Source organism: Luteococcus sp. H101 (assembly GCF_038433155.1).
GTDB lineage: Bacteria > Actinomycetota > Actinomycetes > Propionibacteriales > Propionibacteriaceae > Luteococcus.
In genome coordinates, this window is sequence record NZ_JBCDMW010000014.1 from 21674 (window position 1) to 40824 (window position 19151).

15 protein-coding genes are annotated in these 19151 nt (G+C 71.3%); 7 read left to right on the plus strand and 8 right to left on the minus strand.

Features of this window, described 5'->3' with window-relative positions; genetic code table 11:
• Window positions 1-12: 12 nt before the first annotated feature.
• Window positions 13-441 (minus strand): division/cell wall cluster transcriptional repressor MraZ, encoded by a 429-nt coding sequence (gene mraZ / locus AAEX60_RS05285; protein ID WP_342101696.1) that lies wholly within the window; start codon window positions 439-441, stop codon window positions 13-15.
• A 340-nt stretch (window positions 442-781) separates the two neighbouring features.
• Between mraZ and AAEX60_RS05290 the strand changes: the two genes are divergently transcribed.
• The 3 genes from AAEX60_RS05290 to AAEX60_RS05300 are packed head-to-tail and all read left to right on the plus strand — an operon-like array spanning window position 782 to window position 5242.
• Window positions 782-1702 (plus strand): AAA family ATPase, encoded by a 921-nt coding sequence (locus tag AAEX60_RS05290; protein ID WP_446721273.1) that lies wholly within the window; start codon window positions 782-784, stop codon window positions 1700-1702.
• A 4-nt stretch (window positions 1703-1706) separates the two neighbouring features.
• Window positions 1707-2969, plus strand: a complete 1263-nt coding sequence (locus AAEX60_RS05295; RefSeq protein ID WP_342101699.1) for a DUF58 domain-containing protein — start codon at window positions 1707-1709, stop codon at window positions 2967-2969.
• Window positions 2969-5242 (plus strand): transglutaminase family protein, encoded by a 2274-nt coding sequence (locus AAEX60_RS05300; protein ID WP_342101700.1) that lies wholly within the window; start codon window positions 2969-2971, stop codon window positions 5240-5242. The genes AAEX60_RS05295 and AAEX60_RS05300 overlap by 1 nt, the downstream gene beginning before the upstream one ends.
• 54 nt (window positions 5243-5296) lie before the next feature.
• Here the strand turns inward: AAEX60_RS05300 and AAEX60_RS05305 are convergent, their stop codons facing one another.
• The 4 genes from AAEX60_RS05305 to AAEX60_RS05320 all read right to left on the minus strand — a co-directional run bounded on the left by AAEX60_RS05305 (window position 5297) and on the right by AAEX60_RS05320 (window position 11186).
• Window positions 5297-5668 (minus strand): DUF3040 domain-containing protein, encoded by a 372-nt coding sequence (locus AAEX60_RS05305; protein ID WP_342101701.1) that lies wholly within the window; start codon window positions 5666-5668, stop codon window positions 5297-5299.
• A 110-nt stretch (window positions 5669-5778) separates the two neighbouring features.
• Complete coding sequence (gene dinB / locus AAEX60_RS05310) at window positions 5779-6972, minus strand: DNA polymerase IV (RefSeq protein ID WP_342101702.1); 1194 nt, start codon at window positions 6970-6972, stop codon at window positions 5779-5781.
• On the minus strand, window positions 6969-10883 hold the full coding sequence (locus AAEX60_RS05315) for a DNA polymerase III subunit alpha (RefSeq protein ID WP_342101703.1): 3915 nt from the start codon (window positions 10881-10883) through the stop codon (window positions 6969-6971). Before AAEX60_RS05315 ends, dinB begins: the two co-directional genes overlap by 4 nt.
• Before the next feature lie 9 nt (window positions 10884-10892).
• Window positions 10893-11186, minus strand: coding sequence for a DUF6504 family protein (locus AAEX60_RS05320; RefSeq protein ID WP_342101704.1), 294 nt, complete (start codon window positions 11184-11186; stop codon window positions 10893-10895).
• Window positions 11187-11324: 138 nt separating this feature from the next.
• Here AAEX60_RS05320 and AAEX60_RS05325 point away from each other — a divergent pair, with 138 nt between their 5' ends.
• The 3 genes from AAEX60_RS05325 (at window position 11325) to AAEX60_RS05335 (ending at window position 15855) form a co-directional block, all read left to right on the plus strand.
• Window positions 11325-12215, plus strand: a complete 891-nt coding sequence (locus AAEX60_RS05325) for a helix-turn-helix domain-containing protein (protein ID WP_342101705.1) — start codon at window positions 11325-11327, stop codon at window positions 12213-12215.
• A gap of 33 nt (window positions 12216-12248) precedes the next feature.
• Window positions 12249-13595, plus strand: coding sequence for a hypothetical protein (locus tag AAEX60_RS05330; RefSeq protein ID WP_342101707.1), 1347 nt, complete (start codon window positions 12249-12251; stop codon window positions 13593-13595).
• A gap of 88 nt (window positions 13596-13683) precedes the next feature.
• Window positions 13684-15855, plus strand: coding sequence for a HelD family protein (locus AAEX60_RS05335; RefSeq protein WP_342101768.1), 2172 nt, complete (start codon window positions 13684-13686; stop codon window positions 15853-15855).
• A gap of 28 nt (window positions 15856-15883) precedes the next feature.
• Here AAEX60_RS05335 and AAEX60_RS05340 read toward each other — a convergent pair whose 3' ends face one another.
• The gene (locus tag AAEX60_RS05340; protein WP_342101709.1) at window positions 15884-16777 is read right to left on the minus strand and encodes a methylenetetrahydrofolate reductase; all 894 of its coding nucleotides are present in this window, start codon (window positions 16775-16777) and stop codon (window positions 15884-15886) included.
• 84 nt (window positions 16778-16861) lie between these two features.
• Between AAEX60_RS05340 and AAEX60_RS05345 the strand changes: the two genes are divergently transcribed.
• Window positions 16862-17971, plus strand: a complete 1110-nt coding sequence (locus tag AAEX60_RS05345; protein WP_342101710.1) for a polyprenyl synthetase family protein — start codon at window positions 16862-16864, stop codon at window positions 17969-17971.
• Between the two features lie 8 nt (window positions 17972-17979).
• Here AAEX60_RS05345 and AAEX60_RS05350 read toward each other — a convergent pair whose 3' ends face one another.
• Both AAEX60_RS05350 and AAEX60_RS05355 read right to left on the minus strand, forming a co-directional pair.
• A complete protein-coding gene (locus AAEX60_RS05350) occupies window positions 17980-18315 on the minus strand; it encodes a barstar family protein (protein ID WP_342101711.1) in 336 nt (111 codons plus the stop codon).
• Window positions 18312-19061 (minus strand): thiamine phosphate synthase, encoded by a 750-nt coding sequence (locus AAEX60_RS05355; protein WP_342101712.1) that lies wholly within the window; start codon window positions 19059-19061, stop codon window positions 18312-18314. Before AAEX60_RS05355 ends, AAEX60_RS05350 begins: the two co-directional genes overlap by 4 nt.
• Window positions 19062-19151 lie beyond the last annotated feature (90 nt).

Here is a 19151-nt window from a genome sequence, read left to right on the forward strand (position 1 = left end):
ATCCACCCCGGCTCACAGGCCGGGGAAGACCTCTTCATTCATCTCGGCGAAGACCGATTCCTGCTGCGCGGAGTACTCCTCCCACGCGGCGACGTCCCAGACCTCGACCCGGTTGATGGCACCCACCACGACGATCTGGCTCTCCAGCCCCGCGTACTGACGCAACTGCGGCGGGATGGTCACTCGTCCCTGCTTGTCCGGCGTCTCGTCCGAGGCCCCGGCCGCCAGCATGCGCTGGAAGTCGCGAACCTGCTTCAGGGTCGTCGGAGCGGTGCTCACCTGCTTGGTCATCTCGACGAAGGTGGCGGTCGGGTAGATCGCCAGGCACCTGTCCTGGCTCCTGGTGATCACCAGGCCCTCGGCCAATTCGTCGCGAAACTTCGCCGGCAGGAAGAACCGACCCTTCTCGTCGAGCTTGGGAGTGTGCGTACCCAGGAACACCGGGCCACCTCCGCTCGCTCCACAATCGTGCCGATCTCCTCCACTGCGCTCCACAATACTCCACACCGCTCCACCAGCACCATCCTTTCCTCCCCCAGCGCCCCACTTGGGCAGTTCTTCAGGCGGGATCGGCACTCAGCGGGGTGTCAGGTGGAAGATTGGGATGGCCGGGCCCGCACGGTAGTGTTCAACGGGCAGTTGGTCAGCAGACCGGAGGGTCTTTCCCGCCAGCGGCCACGGCACAAGACCAGGCGCCGGAAGCGGTGCTCGACGAGGAATGGAGAACCCGGTGGAGCAGAATGGGGCCCAGAGCCACACCCTGTCCGACGTGGTCACCGTGATGGGCGAGGTGCGCACCGCCATCGAGAGCGTGATCGAGGGCAAGACCGAACAGATCGACATCGCCCTGGCGGTCCTGCTGGCCGAGGGCCACCTGCTGGTGGAGGATGTTCCCGGCGTCGGCAAGACCATGCTGGCCAAGGCCCTGGGCCGCTCGATCGACTGCAGCGTCCGGCGCCTGCAGTTCACCCCGGACCTGCTGCCCAGCGACATCACCGGCGTGAGCATCTACAACCAGGACTCTCGCCAGTTCGAGTTCAAGCCGGGCGGCATCTTCGCCAACATCGTCGTCGGCGACGAGATCAACCGCGCCTCCCCCAAAACCCAGTCCGCCCTGCTGGAGGCCATGGCCGAGCGTCAGGTCTCCAGTGACGGCATCACCCACGAGCTAAAGCCGCCCTTCATGGTGGTGGCCACCCAGAACCCGATCGAGATGGAGGGCACCTACCCCCTGCCCGAGGCCCAGCGTGACCGCTTCATGGCCCGGATCGAGATGGGCTACCCCACCCGCGCCTCCGAGCTGGACATGCTGGACTCGCACGGCGCCTCCGACCCGCTGGGGGCCCTGCAGCCCGTCACCACGGGCGAGGTGGTGGTCTCCCTGATCCGCGCGGTCAAGGAGGTCTACGTCGCCCCGGCCGTGAAGGACTACATCGTCGGCGTGGTCTCGGCCACCCGGGAGAGCAAGGAGCTGCGGCTGGGCGCCTCCCCGCGCGCCAGCCTGCACCTGCTGCGCGCCGTCCGCGCCCAGGCCGCCATGGCCGGGCGTGACTACGCCATCCCGGATGACGTGCAGGCCTTGGCCGGCGTCGTGCTGGGCCACCGCTGCCTGCCGTCGGTGCAGGCGCAGCTGGCCGGCCGCACCGTCGGCGAGATCATCGATGCCGCGGTGGACACCGTGGCCATCCCCGACCGAAGGTGAATTCTTGATCGCCAAGTCCTGGCGAGTGCTCACGGCCCGGGGCAAGACCTTCCTTGCCCTGGGGCTGCTGGGCCTGATCGCCTGCATGGTCCTGGGCCAGCGAGACCTGGCGCGGGTCTTCGTGCTGCTGGTGCTGCTACCGCTGGCCGCGATCGGCGTGGTGGGCCGCTCCCGGTTGCACCTGGTCAGCGAGCGCACCATCGATCCGCCCCGGGTCACCCTGGGCGAGCGGATGGACGCCACGCTGAGCCTGCGCAAGGCCGGTTCGCTGCCGGTGGGCCTGCTGCGCTTCGAGGACACCGTACCGCGGGAGCTGGGGCGTCGCCCCCGGTTCACCATCCACACCTTCGCCGGTGACTGGAAGCGGCGGATCAGCTACCCCCTGATGGGCCTGGCCCGCGGCCGTTACCGCGTCGGCCCCCTGCTGGTGCGCGCCGTCGACCCCTTCGGCCTGGCCCAGATCGACCGGCAGTTCCGCGCTTCCAATGAGGTGCTGGTCACCCCCGAGGTGGTGCCGCTGAGCCAGCTGGGTTCGGCCGCCGGCAACAACGCGTCGGGTGAGTCGACCCCGCAGAAGATCGGTCTGGTGGGCCAGGACGACGTGCTGGTGCGCGAGTACCGCGACGGTGACGACGTGCGCCGGATCCACTGGCGCTCCACCGCCAAGAAGGGCGAGATCATGGTCCGCCGCGAGGAGCAGGCCTGGGACCCCAGTGTCACGGTGCTGCTGGACTCGCGGGCCAGCTCGCACGCCGGCACCGGCCGGACCGCCAGCTTCGAGTGGGCCGTCTCGGCCGCCACCAGCGTGGCGCACCACCTGATCAGCAACGGTTTCCGCCTGATCATGGTGGACTCCGAGGGGCTGGTTCCCACCGCCTCGGCCGAGGACCCCTATGCCGCCCGGGAGGCGGTGCTGCTGGCCATGACCGACGAGCAGCTCAGTGACCTGGAGACCCTGGAAGGAGCGCTGGAGGGCAACCTGCAGCGCCAGGGCGAAATGCTGGTGGCCATTCTGGGCCGCCTCACCCCGGCCGACGTCACCGCGCTGGCCACCGCCCGCCGTGGCCGCACCGTCGGCCTGGCGATCGTGCTGGACGTCGATTCCTTCACCATCCGTGGCCTGCGGGCCGAACCCGAGCTGATCGCACAGCACGAGGAGTGCTGCCGTCAGCTGGCCGACGCGCAGTGGCGCGTGGTGCAGGTCAAGCGCGGCAGCTCTGTCGCGGAGGCCTGGGCCGAACTCGAACGACGAGGAGGAGGCGCCTGATGCGCTCATCCGACCGCCTGACCATCGCCGTCGCGCTTGCCATGGTGCTGGGCTCGGTCAGCCTGATGCCGCTGACTCTGGACCGGCACGTCGTGGCCTACGCCGCGGTGCTCGTCGTGACGCTGCAGGCCATCTCCCTGGTGCTGCGCCGGGTGAACCTGCCCGGCGCCGTGGTGCACCTGGTGCAATTCCTGGTGCTGCTGGCCGCCGGCGTCGCCTGGGGCTACTACGCCCAACCCGAGGCCACCCGCAGCATCACCCGCCTGCCCAGCCTGCTCAACCATGGGGTGATGCAGATCCGCACCGAGGTGGCCCCGATGTCGGAGAGCCCCCATTCCCGCTGGATCTTCCTGCTGATGGTCGGCATCGTGACCATCATTGCGGACATCCTGGTGGTCACCCTGCAGGCCACCGCCTGGATGCTCGCTCCCCTGCTCAGCCTCTACCTGATCCCCGCCCTGGCGCTGAAGCACGACGTTGACTGGTGGGTCTTCGCCCTGCTGGGCTTCGGCTACCTGGCGGTGCTGATCGCCGACGGGCTGAACGACAACTCGGCCTGGACGCGCAACCTGGCCAGCGACTCCGCGCGCAATCCGCACTCCTCGACAGGTGCCCTGCGGCTGGCGGCCCTGGTGGGCGTGCCCGCCTTGGCGCTGGCGGTGCTGCTGGGTGCGGTCACCCCGAAGCTGGGCGAGGTGGACATCCAGTCGGCCCGCCCCCGGGGCAGCGGCCCGCTGGAGATGACCGATCCCACCATCGACCTGTCCAAGAACCTGAACCTGCCGGCCGACCGCACGGTGCTCACCTACAAGGCCGATCAGCCGCTCTACCTGCGCACCGCCTCCCTGACGGTGATGGACGCCGAGGGCTGGCACATGGCGCCGGTGCAGCTGAGGGACGGGGCCCTGCCCACGGCCCCCGGGCTGACCGAGGCCGGCAAGTCGGTCTCCGTCGACGTCTCGGTCAAGGACCTGGGCGGCGAGTACCTGCCCGCCCCCTACGCCCCGCAGGGTTTCAATGCCGACGGCCGCTGGCGCTATGACCCGCAGACGCTGACCATCCTGTCCACCCAGGACAAGGACCGCACCGAGGCCATCCGCAATCTGGACTACCAGGTGTCCGCGGTGCTCAATGACCCGGGGGCGGAGAACTTCACCCTGGCCAAGGTGGGCACCCCGTCGGACGCCAAGGTCACCTCCGCGGTGCCGGACAATGTGCCCAAGGCGATCATGGACATCACCACCCAGGTCACCCGGGATGCCTCCACCCCGGTGCTGAAGGCCGCCGCGATCCAGGCCTACCTGGCGGATCCGGAGAACTTCAACTACTCCACCACCGCGCCCACCGGCGACGGTTTCGACGTGCTGACCAACTTCCTCACCAAGGACAAGGCCGGCTACTGCGTGCACTTCGCCTCCGCGATGGCGCTGATGGCCCGGCTGGAGGGCATCCCGTCGCGGGTCTCCGTGGGCTTCCTGCCCGGCGAGAAGGTGGGCGACCACTACGAGGTCAAGGCCAGCAACATGCACGCCTGGCCCGAGCTGTACTTCGCCAACTACGGCTGGGTGCGCTTCGAGCCGACCAGCCGGGTGGCCTCGGCGCCCGAATGGTCCCTGGTGAACAAGGACGTCAAGCCGCTGCCGTCGGCCACCGCCTCCAGCGGCGCCAGCTCCAAGAACCCGAGCAAGTCCCCCAGCGCCACGCCGAGCCCGAGCGCCAGCCCGAGCGCCGGCCCCACCACTCCCGGGCCCACCACCCGGATCCCGTGGTCCCGGCTGCTGGGCTGGAGCCTGGCCCTGCTTGGTGTGCTGGGACTGCTCAGCCTGCCCGGCATCATCCGGCTGGTCAGCCGGCGTCGACGGCTGGACGCCCGGGCCGAGCCGCACCAGCGGGTGGCCAATGCCTGGGCCGAGATCCGCGACACCCGCTATGACCTGGGCCTGGCCTGGCCCAATGGCACCCCGCGTGAGGTGGCGGCCGTGCTGGCCGACCAACTGGACGACGACGGGCTGCAGGCGATGGACCGGGTCTCCATGGACGTCGAACGCTCCCGCTACGCCCGTACCCTGGGCGATCTTGACCAGGCGCTGACCGACGACACCCGGCTGGTCCGCAGCCAGCTGCTGGCGGGCTCCACCAAGACCGACCGGTTCTTTGCCACCTGGGCCCCACGCTCGCTGTGGCTGCGGCTCACCGGCCGCGCGGACCGGGGCGACGTGGTGGCGCGCCGCCTGCGCCAGCAGGCTGACCAGGAGGATCAGTACATCTCCTGAGCCCCGGCGACGGTGGCCGAACGGCTCCCGCTGGGCGGTGGGAAGCCTCGGAGCTCAGTCCTGGCTGCGGCGCTCGTGGGTGCGGTCCGGGCCGTCGGTGTGCGACGGGAATCCGGGAAGCCGAGGGTCCAGATCCGAGCGCGGTTGACTGGCGCCATCGGCGCGGGCCTGCTCGGCCAGCAGCACCGCGGAGATCAACATGATCACGAAGCCCAGGACGCTGACCACGGGATGCACCTGCATCCCACCAACCAGGCCACCCAGCCCGACGAAGAAACCGGCCACCAGCACGCCGGTGCGGCGCGGCGGCATGATCCGGGGCCCGGGGGCCTCTCCGCGCAGGGTGCGGGCCAGCGACGGGTCGTCGGCCGCCAACGAGGCCTCCAGTTGGTCAAGCAAGCGCTGTTCCTGCTCCGAAAGAGCCATCGCCGCCTCCTGGGGTCCACAAACCTTGGTGTGACCCGGCCGGTCCTCCAGCTGGGTGAGTCAAGTCTAGGTCCGCTTCCGTCCCGGCGAAAGGGCGTGTGCTGGCCTCATCAGCGACGGGTCAGCGTCGCCCGCTGCACCGCCGCCGGACCGAACCGGCTCACCACCTCGTCGGCCACCCGCTCCACCTCCCGCATCCCCTTGTCCGGGGCGTCCAGCGGGAGCTGTTGGAAGGCCTGGTCCGCCTCCACCAGACCCTCCACCCGCACCCCGACCCGTCGGATCCGGGCCCGCTGCAGGTTCCACCGGGTGAAGGTGCGCCAGGCACCGTCGAAGACCTCGTCGGTGACATCGGTCAGGCCACTCAGCGTGGTGGAACGGCTCATGGTGCTGAAGTCCGCAAAGCGCAGCTCGACGGTGACCACCCGCCCCAGCATCCGGGCCCGGCGCATCCGGGAGGCCACCCGGGCGCTCAACCGCAGCAGCTCGGTGCGCACCACCCGGGGATCATCGGTGTCCCGGGGGAAGGTCTCCTGTGCCCCGATCGAGCGTTCGGTCTGCTCCGGCACCACCCGGCGCGTATCCCGTCCCCAGGCCAGGTCATGCAGCATCCCGCCCTGGTTGGCGCCGAAGGCCCGCTGCAGCGTCGCCCGCGGGGTGTGCGCCAGGTCCGCGACACGCATCAGCCCCAGCTTGTGCAGCCGGCCGGCCGTCGCCGGCCCCACCCCCCACATCGCCTCCACCGGCAGCGGATGCAGGAAGTCCAGCACCTCCTGCGGGCGCACCAGCACCAGCCCGTCGGGCTTGGCCTGCTTGCTGGCCAGCTTGGCGACGAACTTGCTGGGGCCGATCCCCACCGAACACGGAATCTGCTGCTCGTCGGCCACCTGGGCGCGCAGCCGCTCCCCGATCATCACCGGATCCCCCAGCCGCCGCAACGAGCCGGTGATGTCCAGGAAGGCCTCGTCGATGCTGGCCGCCTCCACCTGCGCCGTGATGGTCTCGAAGATCGCGAAGACCCCGTGCGAGACCAACTGGTAGGTGTCGAAGTCCGGCGGCACGGCCACCGCCTGCGGACACAACCGCCGGGCCCGGACCGAACTCATCCCACCCTCGATCCCGTAGCGGCGGGCCTCGTAGTTGGCGCTCAACACCACCCCGCGCTGCGCCCCGCCGACGAACATCGGCCGGTGCCGCAGCTCGGGACTGCGGGCCATCTCCACCGAGGCATAGAAGGCGTCCATGTCCACGTGCAGTATCACCCGAGGGGGGAAGACCCCCCTCGAACCCCCCGCGCCGCTCATCGTCCGGAGCTTCCGGGCGAGGAGTGCCACAGCTTGCGCGGCGGCTGGGATGCCGGGGCGCCGGCCGGTTTCACGTCGGCATAGGGCGACTGCTTGAAGCCACTGGCGTGCACCAGCACCCGACGCTGACCCATCCCACCGGCGCGGGTCTCGTGCTCCGGGGACCCCCCGACAGGCTCGGGGGCCGTGGAAGTGGCGACGGGTGGGGCGGTGCGCCAGTCGGTGTAGGCCTCGACATCCGAGACCCGCTCCCCCACCAGGCCGGCCCCCTCGGGAACGCGCTCGATGATCTCCAGCACCGCGGCCAGCGCCTGTCGGCGGGAGGCACCGGCATCCAGCTTCTCCCGCCAGACCTGGTGCAGCTCGGTCAGGTCCCAGGCGCCGGTGGCGCGCAGCGAGACCCCGCGCGGGCCGGTGCGGCGCAGTTCACCCCGCACCACCAGCAGCCAGGAGTTGAAGACCGTGCTGGCATAGGGGCCCTGCGCATCCTCGAAGAAGGTGCAGTCCACCGGGCCGGTGGCATCGTCCAGGGTGAGGAAGACCACCCGTCGGCCCGAGCGCACCGGCGGGGTCTGGGTGGCCACCTTCACCCCGGCCACCAGCAGGTCCGCCTGCTGCCGCCGCGTCAACAGCTCCGTCGACGCGGTGATGGCCAGCTCGGCCAGCAGGCCCCGGTAGCCCGCCACCACATGCCGGCTGGCGTCCAGGCCCAGGATCTCCAGCTCGGCGGCCAACCGCTCGTCGTGGTCCATCTCCGGCAGTCCGGTGGCCACGACGTCGCGGGGCGGGAACCAGATCCGGGGCGGGACACCGCACGGGGCCTCGACAGGCTCGGCCACCGTGGCCGGGTCTGGCTCTGGGGCCGGTTCGGTGAAGTCCAGGGCCAGCTGCACCCCGGCCATCCGCTCGGCGGCCCGGCCGGGCACCATCTCCGCCCTGGCCTGGCGGCGGGCCAGGTCCCGCGGGTCATCCCCGACGGCGGCCGTGGGCAGGCTGGCACGACGCAGCCCCCGGGCCCGGCTGGCGGCCCGGACATCGGCCCGCTGCTGCCGGACCAGGTCGGCCAGTGCCAGCAGCAGGTCCCGTCGGGTGAGCCGGCCGTGCCGCAGCACCGCCGAGGGCCGGCCCACCCCGTAGAGCTCGTCGAAGGCCCCGGCCAGCACCAGGTTCTCCGCCAGCGGAGCCGACGGCTGCACCCGGGCCCAGAAATCGCTCAGGCTGGAATAGGGCTGGCCGGCCACGATCCGGGCGACGTCGACCTCGCTGATCCCCTTCACGTCGGCCAGGCTGAGCCGGATTGCCCAGGCCGAACCGTCGGGCAGGCCGGCGGCGGGCCCCTCGACAGGCTCGGGGATCGGGGTGGTGGGCTCGGGGATCGTGGGGACGGGCTCCACCCGGTAACTCCCAGTGCTGTGGTTCACGTCGACGCCCAGGATGGTGATCTTGCACCGTCGGGCTTCCTCCAGGATCAACCGCTTGGGGTACATCCCCGGGTCATGGGTGAGCACCCCGGCCAGGAAGTGCGCCGGGTGGTACCACTTCAGCCAGGCCGACTGGTAGGTGGGCAGCGCGAAGGCCGCGGCGTGCGCCTTGCAGAAACCGAAGCTGGCAAAGGCTTCCAGCACCTGCCAGACCCGCTCCACCAGCTCGACGGAGTAGCCGCGTTGCCGGGCCAGCGGGACAAACCAGTCCTTCACGTCCAACTGGCCGGCCGGGCTGCCCAGGGCCCGTCGGGCCTCGTCCCCCTGGGCCAGACTGCACCCGGTCATGACCGAGATGATCTTGATGATCTGCTCATGGAAGACCACCACCCCGCCGGTCTCGGCCAGCACCGGTGCAAGATCAGGATGCAGGTACTTCGGCGGCGTCCAGCCCTGCCGGGCATTGAGGAAGGGGACCACCATGTCCGACTTCACCGGCCCGGGCCGGAACAGCGAGATGTCGATGATCACGTCGTTGAAGGTGCTGGGGCCGAACTTGCCCACCAGCTCCCGCTGCCCGGGGGACTCGATCTGGAAGCAGCCCAGGGTCTGGGCGTGCCCGATCATCCGGTAGACCGACGGGTCGTCGAAGGGCGCCAGGGAATCGACGTCGGGCACGCTGCCGGTGGTGCGCTCCAACTCGCCCAGGGCGTGCGCCATGGCGGACTGCATCCGGATCCCCAGCACGTCCAGCTTGAGCAGGCCCAGGTCCTCCACGTCGTCCTTGTCGAACTGGCTCATCGGGAAACCGCCGTGGCTGGCCTCCAGCGGGGTGCGCTGGGCCAGGGTGGTGTCGCTCAGGATCACCCCGCAGGGGTGCAGCGCGACGTGCCGGGGCAGCCCGTCCAGGGATTCCACCAGCCGGAAGAGCACCTCCAGCCGGGGTTCGGCCAGCCCGGCGGCGCGCAGTTCGGGCAGGTCCCGCAGCGCCTTGCGGGCATCCCGGGCGCGGATGTGCGGGAAGGCCTTGGCAATCGCGTCGGCCTCGGCGGGCGGCAGGCTGAGCGCCGCGGCCACATCCCGCACCGCGTGCCGCACCCGGTAGGTCTCCACCATGGCGACGCAGGCCACCCGCTGCCCGCCGAAGTGGGCCAGCACCCGCTCGTAGATCTCGGTGCGCCGGGCCGATTCCACGTCCAGGTCGATGTCGGGCAGGGCCTGGCGCAGCGGGGAGAGGAAGCGTTCCATCACCAGCCCGTAGGCCAGCGGGTCGACGCCGGAGATCCCCAACAGGTAGTTGACCAGGCTGCCCGCGCCGGAACCGCGGGCGGCGCACCGGATCCCCAGCTCCCGGACCATGCCCACCACCTGGGCGACGGTGAGGAAGTAGGCGGCATAGCCCAGCTGGCCGATCACGGCGAGCTCCTCGTGCAGCCGGGCGCGCACCGCGTCGGTCAGCCGGCCATAGCGCTCGGCGACGCCGGCCTCACACCGGGCCCGCAGCTCCGCCATCGCCTCGTCGCCGCTGGTGCCCAGGGTCTCGAACTCGGGCAGGTGCAGCTCCCCCAGCCCGATGTCGGCCCGCGGGTCCAGCCGGCAGCGCAGCGCCGTCAGTCGGGTGTCGGCCAGCAGCTGCTCCGCACCGCGCTCGCCCCGGCCGGCCAACCGGGCCACTTCCTCGGCCAGCCGCAACATCTGCTTGCCGGGTTTGAGGTGGGCCTCGGCATTGCGCCGGTCCACATTGCGCGCATCCAGCGGCACCCGCCGGCGGGCTGCGTCCAGCACGTCGATGGTGGCGGCCTGGCCACGTTCGGCCATCCGCACCTGGTTGGTCAGCACCGCGGTCAACCGGTGCTCATCGGCCAGGGCCAGCATCCGGCCGGCCTGCCGGGCGCTGGTCACCCCGTCGCCGCCCACCTGGTGGTGGGTGACCGCCACCTGCAGCTGCTCCGGCCCCACCAGGTCCAGCCAGCGGCGCAGCTCGTCGCGGGCCAGGTCCGCCCGGCCGGCGGCCACGTGCAGCCCGAACTGGCTGTCCGCGCCCAGGCTGACCAGCAGGTCCCCGCCGTCGGCATGCCGGGCGAAGAGCTCCGGGCTGGCTACCGGCCGGCCGCGCTCCCCGGCCAGGTGGGTGTCGGTGACCAGCCGGCACAGGCTGGCCCAGCCCGTCCGGGAGGTGGCGGTGGCCACCACCCGGGGCAGCCGGGGGTCGCGCAGCTGGCCGCCCCGGGCCGCGGTGCGTCGGTGACTGGACGCAGGCCGTCGGCCGTCGGTGAAGGGCACCGCCAGGTCCACCCCCACGATGGGGGCAAGCCCGGTGCGCAGGCAGGCCTTGGCAAAGCGGACCGCGCCGTAGAGCCCGTCGCGGTCGGTCAGGGCCAAGCTGTCCATGTCCTGCGCGGCAGCGGCCGCCACCAGCTCCCCGGGGTGGCTGGCGCCGTACCGCAGGGAGTAGCCGGAGGCCACCCGGAGGTGGACGAAGGGATCCATGCCGGCTCCTCAGTCCACGACGGTGCGCAGCCGCCAACTGCCGTCGGCCAGGGCATGCGCCAGCTCGTAGACGCCGCGGCTGCCGGCCCGGCCATTGGCCGCCTCCACCCGCCAGACCTCGCGCTCCCGCAGCAGGTCATCGCTGCCGGCTTCGGCGTGTTCCCACCAACTGCCGGACTCGATCCAGCGCTGCTGGACTTCCAGCACCCGCCACAGCCGGTTGCGCCACAGGAACTGGCCCGGACCCTCGTCGCCCCCGACGGGTCCCAGCCGCACCTCGATGGGGTCATCACATCTGCGCATGGCGCCTCCCACGACGGTTGATTCGAACATGATTTCGAGCAGAAACCACTATAGGCGCCGCCACTGACAAGAAATCAACCCCGCACGGAAGTAGCTGACATGTAAAGCACCCCGGGGTATGACAGCATTGGCATCACCATGACCGAGCCCCCGCCGATTGGCCGACGAGACCCCTCCTCCTCGTCGAACCCCTTCGCCGACCGTTTGAGTGCAGCGATCGCGCAGCGGGGCCTTTCCCTGCACCGGATCCAGAGCAAGCTGGCCGCCCAGGACCTCAAGGTCTCCACCGCGACGCTCAGCTACTGGGCCACCGGCCGTTCCCGCCCGGCCCGCGCCCGCTCACAGAATGTGATCAGCGCGCTGGAGGTGATCCTTGGTCTGCCCCCCGGGGACCTGCTGGGCGCCATGAGCGGGGACTCCGGCTGGAAGAGCATCAGCGAACTGCTGCCCCAGGCCGAATACCTGCCCGCGGACCTGGAGGAGATCACCCGAACCCAGGCCAAGAACTGGCGACGGGTGATGGTGCACGACGTCTCCTACATCGGCGCCGACCACATCGAGACCCACACCATCACCACCCAGGTCTCCCGGGCCGAGGCGGACCAGGTGGACGGCTGGACCTCGGTGGTCCAGGCCGAGCCCGGCCAGAAGGCCACCATCCAGCCGCTGTCGGGGATGACGATGCAGAACTTCCGCACCCCGGAGGACCGGCTGACCCTGGCCGAGGTCAAGCTCCCCCGCCCGCTGCGGCGTGGCGAGTCCGTCCTCACCAGTCAGCGCAGCGACTACGGCCCCGGCGGCCAGCCCACCACCCGAGTGGGCCGGGCCGTGCCGGCGGTCACCGACCTGCTGGTGCTGGAGGTGCACTTCGCCGGGGCCCCGCCGCGGCGGATCGAACGCAGCTTCACCGACCCGGCCACCGGCGAGGTGACCCTGATCGCCCGCTCCCTGTTCATCGCGGAGGACCAGGCCCACTGCGTGATCACCAATGCCGCCGTCGGCACCCACCTGCTGGTGCTGGAGTGGTGAGCCTGCCTCCGCGCACGAACTAGGCTGGCCCGCATGCACCTGGACCCCGCCACCATCCTGATCCGGGGCGCCACCCTGACCGGGATGGCCGCCGCCGCCCGGCTGGCGAAGGCCGGGCACCACGTCGTGCTGGACGCCGACGGCCTGCCCGACGGTGGGCACTGGGCCAGCCTTCCCCACCTGGGGGTGGAGGCCGACGAGCTGCCACAACATGTGCGCCTGCCCGCCACCTGGCGGGACCTGTTCAAGAAGTCCGGCCGCGCCTTCGACGCGGAACTGACCCGGCACGGCCTGCGGCTGGTGCCCGCCCCGGAGCAGGTGCACCGCTTCGCCGACGGCCGGCAGTTCGTGCTGCCCAGCGAGCGCGGCGCCCAGCACCAGGCGGTCCGGGAGGCCTTCGGTGAGGGGACCGCCCAGCGCTGGACCGCCCTGCTGGACGAGTTGGACGAGCTGTGGCAGCAGCTGCGCCGGGTGGGGCTGGAAGAGCCCGCTGACGAGGAGAGCTTCACCCGGGCCACCCGGGATGCCCTGGCCGCGAAGACCACCCTGGACGAACTGGCCGAGCGCCCCGGAAACCCCCACCTGGCCCGGATCATCCGCAGTCAGGGCCTGTTGGCCGGCGCCCTGCCGGGCCGCAATCCCGCCCTGTTGGCGGTGCGGCTGGCCATCCACCGTCGGTTCAGCCACTGGCAGTTGGTGGATGAAGCCGGCCACAGCCAGCGCGCCTCCCGGCTGGTGGACCTGCTGGCCGAACGGCTGGAGCTGCGCGGGGTGGAACGGATCGGCGCCCCCGCACCCCTGCTGGGTTCCGGCCTCCCGGACCTCTCGGACATCACCCCCGCCCCGGCCACCGACGCCGACGTGCTGTTGGACACCATCCCCCACCAGCCGGTGGGGCTCTTCGGCCGCACCATCGGCCGCCCGGCGATGGCCCCCACTGTGCGGCACGAACTCACCGAGGCCCTCGACGATGAACTGGCTCCGCTGGCCACCTGCCCCGAGGACCCCCGGATCACCCGCGGGATCGTGGAGGTGGTGGACCACGGCGCCGGCAATCCCGTCGTCAGTTGGCACCGCCCGCTGCCCGACGGCCGGGTGCTGGTCACCATCCACGACCACAACCACCCCCGGCCGGACCTGTCCTGGGGGCTGGCACCCACCAGCTTCAAGCACTGGCAGCAGCGCCCCAAGCTGAAGATCGACCAGCGGCGCTGGCAGGCCTCGTCGGCCAGCCATGCGGGGCCGGACCCGTGGGGCGAACTGTTGAGCGCAGCGCTGGCTGCCTACGAGATCCACGAGGAGCTCACCGGGGAGGACATTCGTCCCACCAACCGGACCCCTCCGCCGCCCCGACGGCAGGCTCGACCCGCGCGTCGGTAGCGTAAAGTGGTCAGGCAAGTCTTCAGTGAGGAATAGCCCCTTGACCGATCCGCAGCGCCCCGAGACCACCACCGACCAGCAGGCCCTGCTGGAGGGTGAACTGGCCGTCGAGCAGCGCCATGTCGACCGCGTGCACGCCCAGCTCGAGGTCGCCACGGCCTCCGCCAAGCAGGTGGAGGCCGAAGGCCGCAACAAGTTCGTCACCGACCGCGGCAACTGGATGCGGGAGGAGGACGGCACCGCCCTGTTCGAGCGTGACGCCTTCGCCTTCCAGGCCGCGAAACGGCTGGCGGTGCTCGACGCGGAGCACGAGGGCCTGGTCTTCGGCCGCCTGGACCTGCGCGACGAGGAGCATCGCTACATCGGCCGGATCGGCGTGCGGGATGACGACTACGAACCGCTGGTGATCGACTGGCGGGCGCCCGCCGCGGAGCCCTTCTACCGGGCCACCGCCAACAATCCGATGGGCGTGATCCGCCGCCGCGTGCTGCGCTGCCGCGATGACCGGGTGATCGGGATCGAGGACGACCTGCTGGACGACTCGGTGCCCACCGAGCTGCCGGTGATCGGCGAGGGCGCCCTGATGGCGGCCCTCAGCCGGGCCCGCGGTCACCAGATGAAGGACATCGTCGCCACCATCCAGGCGCAGCAGGACGAGGCGATCCGCGCCCCCTACCAGGGCGTGACCGTGATCGCCGGCGGTCCGGGCACCGGCAAGACCGTCGTCGCGCTGCACCGGGCCGCCTACCTGCTCTACTCCAACCGCAAGCGGCTGGAGAAGGGCGGGGTGCTGGTGGTGGGCCCGTCCAGCGTCTTCATGAACTACATCGAGCGGGTACTGCCGAGCCTGGGCGAGGATTCGGTGACGCTGAAGTCGATCGGTTCGGTGGCCAGCGACGTGCTGCGCACCGCGGTGGACCGGGTGGACCAGGCGCAGGCCGCCACCCTGAAGGGCTCGCTGCGGATGCTGCCGCTGCTCAAGCGGCTGGTGGTCTCTCCCGCCGTCGAGACCGACGAGCACCTGCAGTTGCGAGTGACCGTCAAGGGCGAGGTGCTCACCCTGAAGCCGGACAAGCTGCGCCGGATGCGCGCCGACCTGCTGGCCAGCCACAAGAACAACCGTTCCCGGCAGGTGGCCGAGCAGGCCGCGGTCAACGCGCTGTGGAGCCGCTTCCCGGCCGACGACCATGACTTGGACCGCGACCAGTTCGAGGATGCGGTCACCAGCCAGGCTGCTTTCCAGATGGCGATGAATGCCTGGTGGCCGATGCTGTCCGCGCCCCGGGTGCTGGCCCGGTGCGCCGACGCCGACCTGCTGCGCCGCGTGGCCGGGGACCTGCTGGACGAGCTGGAGTGCCGGGCGCTGGCCGCCAGCTATGCCCAGACCGATGAGCGGGCCGGCTGGTCCGTCGCCGATGTCGCCCTGCTGGACGAGCTGGTCAGCATCATCGGCCCCGCGCCGCGCACCGACGAAGCCGACGAGCCGCTCTTCCTGGAGGGTCTGGACCAGGTGGCCGAGATCGTCACCACCGCCGACCTGCTGCGCGACGAGCGCGAGGACAGCCTGGACGACGAGCCGCACAACACCTACGCCCACGTGCTGGTGGACGAGGCGCAGGACATCACGCCGATGCAGTGGCGGATGCTGCGCCGCCGCGGACCGCAGGCCTCCTGGACCCTGGTCGGTGACCCGGCGCAGTCGTCGTGGCCGGTGCCGGCCGAGACCGAGCAGGTGATGCGGGAGCTGATCGGCTCCGCGCCGCAGCGCACCTTCCGGCTCACCAAGAACTACCGCTCCCCCGCCGAGGTCTTCCAGCTGGCGGCCCAGGTGATCACCCCGGTCTTCCCCGACGCCGACCTGCCGGAGGCGGTGCGTTCCACCGGCAACCAGCCGCTGCTGGCCGTCACCGAACGGCCGGGCCTGATGGCCGCGATCGGCGAACAGGTGGCGACGCTGGCCGAACAGGTGGACGGCACCATCGGGATCATCGTCCCGCCCTCACTGATGGGCCAGGTGCGCCGCCAGGCCTCCGCCCAGCCGGAGCTGGTGGCCAACCTGGAACGGTGCGTCGTGGTGACCCCGCTGGAGAGCAAGGGTCTGGAGTACGACGGGGTGCTGGTGGTCAGCCCGGATGACATCGTGGCCGAGACCCCCGGCCGGGAGCGGGTGCTCTACGTCGCCCTGACCCGCCCGACGCAGCGGCTGACCATCCTGGACGTCGACGGACGTCCGGGCGCCTGGCGGGCCGTGCTGGGCTGAGCGGGCTGGGCGGTGACCGCCGCCCGGCTCACCAGCGGCGTTCCAGCAGCATCGCGAAGATCTCCCGGGTGGCCACCGAGCGATTCTGGGTGAAGAACTGCAGCCCGGGGGCGCCGCCGCGCAACAGGGTGACGGCGATCTCGCTGGCAATCCGGGAGCCGATCTCCCGGACCCGGGCCGGGTCCCCGTCGGCCTCGGCCAGGCGCAGCTTCACCTGTTCCGGCACCGGCGCACCGGACAGCTCCTCGAAGAACTTCACCTGCTTCAGGCTGGTGATGGGCTGCAGCCCGGGGATGATCGGGATTGGGCAGCCCATCCGTCGCACCCGCTGCACCAGGTCGAAATAGGCGTCGGGATTGAAGAACAGCTGGGTGATGGCGAACTCGGCGCCGGCCTCGTACTTGTCCACCAGGATCCGGGCATCCAGGTCCGCGTCGCGGTTCTCCGGGTGTACATCGGGGAAGGCGGCGACACCGACGCAGAAGTCCCCGCGCTGCTTGACCAGCCGGACCAGTTCGGTGGCATTGGCCAGCCCCTCGGGGTGCTGTTCCCACGGCACGGTGGGGCCGCCGGGCATGTCCCCGCGGATCGCCAGCACGTGCCGCACCCCCACCTCGGCATAGGCGTCGATCACTCCCTCCAGCTGGCTGCGGCTCTGCGAGGAGCAGGTCAGGTGGCCGATCACCGGGATGCTGGAGGTGGCCGCGATCTGCCGGGTGGTCTCCACGGTGCGCTCCCGGTTGGTGCCCGCCGCGCCATAGGTCACCGAGACGAAGTCCGGGTGCAGCGGTTCCAGCCGCTGCACGGCCGCCAACGTCCGGTCATATTCGGACTCCTCGCGGGGCGGCAGGTACTCGAAACCGAACAGCGGACGCTGGGCTGTGGCGAGGAGTTCGGCGATGGTGGGGCGGTGCACAGACATGCTTTTCACCCTAGACGTGCCGGGAATGCGCACCGTCCAGCCGTCGGTTCGTGGACACGCTTCGGCCCCCAGTAGGCTCGATGCGTGGCCACTGCTGAGCACCCCTTCTCCCCCGCCGATCCCGCGGGCGCGGACTTCCGCACCGCCGTCGGCACCGCCATCACCACCTTCCTGGACCAGCGCCGCACCGAGGTGTCCGGGATCGGTGCCGAGCTGGACCTGCCGCTGGAGCTGGCCAAGGTCTTCACCGGCGGCGGCAAGCGGGTGCGGCCGGCCTTCTGCTACTGGGGCCGGGTGGCCGCCGGCGGCACCCCGGATGATCCCGACGCCCTGGTGCGGGCCGCCGCCAGCCTGGACCTGCTGCATGTCAGCGCCCTGATGCACGACGACGTGATGGACGCCTCGGATGTGCGACGCGGGGTGCCGGCCGCCCACCGCCAGTTCGAACAACTGCACCGCCAGCGTGGCGGGCGGGGTTCCGCGGAGGCCTTTGGCCGGGCGGGGGCGATCCTGCTGGGAGACCTGCTGCTGGTCTGGAGCGAGGAGCTGCTGGCCAATTCCGGGCTGGACGCGGGGCGGCTGGCGGCCAGCCGCCCGCTGATCGAGGCGATGCGCACCGAGGTGACCTGCGGCCAGTTCCTGGACGTGATCGCCCAGTCCGCGCCGGCCACCGCCGACCTGGAGCAGGCCCTGGCCACCGCCAACCGGGTGGTGGAGTACAAGACCAACCGCTATACCGTGCAGCGTCCGCTGCAGTTCGGCGCCGCGCTGGGCGGGGCGGATGCCACCCTGCTGGAACAGCTGGTCCGGTTCGCCTCGCCGATCGGCCGGGCCTTCCAGTTCCGCGACGACCTGCTGGGGATCTTCGGCGACGAGCAACTGACCGGCAAGCCAGCCGGGGACGACCTGCGGGAAGGCAAGCGCACCGTGCTGGTGGCGCACGCCCTGGCCAAGGCGCCCGCGGACCAGGCCGCCGAGCTGGACGCGATGCTGGGCGACGCCGACCTCACCCGGGATCAGGTGGAGCGCGGGCGGCAGATCATCACCGCCAGCGGCGCCAAGGAGGCCGTCGAATCCACCATCGACGCCGCCTTCGAGCAGGCCATGGCCGCGCTGGAGCAGGCGTCGGTCACCGACGAGGGTCGGGTGGCGCTGGCGGCGCTGGCCGAGGCCTGCGTCCGTCGGGACCACTGACCAGGCGGCTACTGCAGCGCCGCCGGATTCCCCTCCCGGGTGATCGGGCCGTGCACCACCTGCAGCTGGTCATTGGCGGCCACGGCCCGGTCCAGCACCGCACGCAGCGCCGCCCAGGCGCCGGGGTCCTCGACGGCCAGGTACTGCCAGCCCACCAGCACCAGGCTGAGCGGCTCGGTCAGCCCGCGCAGGGCGTCGGTCAGGCTGTCCAGGCTGACCTCCTGACCGGCCGGCAGCCCGAGCGCATCCCCCAGCCGGGCCAGGTTCTGCCGCAGGTCTTCATGGTCAAGGTCCACCACCACGCGTCGGCCCGGGGTCTCCTCGGGGGTGAAGGGGTGGGTCATCGGGCGTCGCCCCGGTTCTCGGGCTCGATGAATCGTGCGGTGCCGGGGTTGAAGGCGCCGATGGCGTAGCCCGCCATCTCCGGGCGGGCGTCCCAGGCCTGCTGCAGGGTCTGCTTGAGAGCGGCTGCGGCGGCCTGCGGATCCGACGCGGCGGTGATGGCCGAGGAGACCGCCACCCGCAGCGCGCCGGCCTCGATCACCTGCTGGATGGTGCTGGGGTTGATCCCGCCGACGGCGAACCACGGGGTGGCCTCGCGGTCCGTCACCGGCTCCGCCGTGGCGGCCTCGCGGACCAGCTCCAGCCCGGGGAAGTCGACGCCGTCGCGGGAGCCGCCGAAGACCGGGCCCACCAGCAGGTAGTCGGCCTGGGCCCGGGCCAGCTGGGCCGCCGAGTGCACCGAGCGCCCCACCAGGGCATGCTCGGGCAGGGCCTTGCGGGCCTCGAGGATGGACTCGTCGGCGGCCCCCAGGTGTGCCACGTCGGCGCCGAAGCGCTGGGCGACGGCCAGGTCATTGCCCACCACCACGGTGGCATTGAGCTGCAGCGCGGCGCTCTGGGCAATCTCCAAGGCGGCCAGCAATTCCTCGGGGCTGGCGTCGGGGTCGCGCACCTGCAGCAGGTCCACCCCGCCGCGCAGCGCTTCCACCACGAAATCGCGAAAATCCCCCTGCCGGGAGCGCACGTCGGTGATCAGGTGCAGCTTGGCCACCTTCAGGCGGCTGGTCAGTCCCATGAGAGCAGTCACCCCGCCAGAATAGGGCGCGCGGGAGGGGCCTGGCTCCGTTTTGGCCGCCGCGACGCCTACACTTCACCCAGAGGGTCTTTGGCCCCGGGG